The 1295-nt window shown below is 56.7% G+C and carries 1 tRNA gene and 2 rRNA genes; all 3 read left to right on the top strand.

What is annotated here, in order from left to right:
* Window positions 1–547 (top strand): 23S ribosomal RNA (locus tag FJ950_RS29405); the annotation flags it as partial.
* Between the two features lie 274 nt (window positions 548–821).
* Window positions 822–936: ribosomal RNA gene (rrf, locus tag FJ950_RS29400) — 5S ribosomal RNA — on the top strand.
* A 229-nt stretch (window positions 937–1165) separates the two neighbouring features.
* Window positions 1166–1242, top strand: a tRNA-Met gene (locus tag FJ950_RS29395).
* Window positions 1243–1295: the final 53 nt, after the last annotated feature.

Below are 1295 nucleotides of genomic sequence, written 5' to 3'. Positions count from 1 at the left end.
TGCCTGACTGCGAGACTGACAAGTCGAGCAGAGACGAAAGTCGGTCATAGTGATCCGGTGGTCCCGCGTGGAAGGGCCATCGCTCAACGGATAAAAGGTACGCCGGGGATAACAGGCTGATGACCCCCAAGAGTCCATATCGACGGGGTTGTTTGGCACCTCGATGTCGACTCATCGCATCCTGGGGCTGGAGCAGGTCCCAAGGGTATGGCTGTTCGCCATTTAAAGCGGTACGTGAGTTGGGTTCAGAACGTCGTGAGACAGTTCGGTCCCTATCTGCCGTGGGTGTAGGAATATTGAAAGGATCTGTCCCTAGTACGAGAGGACCGGGATGGACGGATCTCTGGTGGACCTGTTGTGGCGCCAGCCGCATAGCAGGGTAGCTATATCCGGACGGGATAACCGCTGAAGGCATCTAAGCGGGAAACCCACCTTAAAACGAGTATTCCCTGAGAACCGTGGAAGACGACCACGTTGATAGGCCGGGTGTGGAAGAGCGGCAACGCTTGAAGCTTACCGGTACTAATAGTTCGATCGGCTTGATCGTTCTCATTCCTAATACCCATTTGACGAAGTCAAATGGTCTGACCAGCGCTCACGCATGAGCGGCCCTTACGGGCCTATGCTCCGCGAGGGCGCCGGACGACCGGCGACGCGCAGTCGCGCTTGCGGGCTTTGCCCGGAAGCAAACTGCGGATGTCGCTCAGGCACAAAAAGACAGGTGAAGAGCAGTGAGCCAATGGCGAATAGGTATCCCCTACTCACTATTCGCTACTCACTATTCCCTATTCCAGCTTCTCGAATAACGTGCGTTTTGCCGACCTGGTGGTTATGGCGGAGCGGCTGCACCCGATCCCATTCCGAACTCGGCCGTGAAACGCTCCAGCGCTGATGGTACTTCGTCTCAAGACGCGGGAGAGTAGGTCGCTGCCAGGTCTGCAAAACGCACGTTCAAACTCTCATCCAATCGGATGACCGTGAAATCTTCTCTGCACGTCGTTGCCCCAAACCGCTAACTCTTTTGGGCGACACGCATAAAGGCCCGCCAAGGGATCCCGGGCCGCTCTAAGCGGCCCTTTCATTTGGTGGAGACAGAATACCGCAATCGCCAAATAAAATGGCGATCGCAAATACCGCAATCGCCACAAGGCGATCATGGTGGTGACGCGGGGTGGAGCAGCCCGGTAGCTCGTCAGGCTCATAACCTGAAGGTCACAGGTTCAAATCCTGTCCCCGCAACCAAACAAAACGGCCCGCCTGGCTCTATGCCGGCGGGCCGTTCGCGTTCCGATCTC

This window comes from Mesorhizobium sp. B2-3-14, from assembly GCF_006442175.1.
In the GTDB taxonomy this organism is placed as follows: domain Bacteria; phylum Pseudomonadota; class Alphaproteobacteria; order Rhizobiales; family Rhizobiaceae; genus Mesorhizobium; species Mesorhizobium australicum.
Note: the sequence above shows the minus strand (reverse complement) of the source record. Positions and strands in the feature narration are given on the sequence as shown.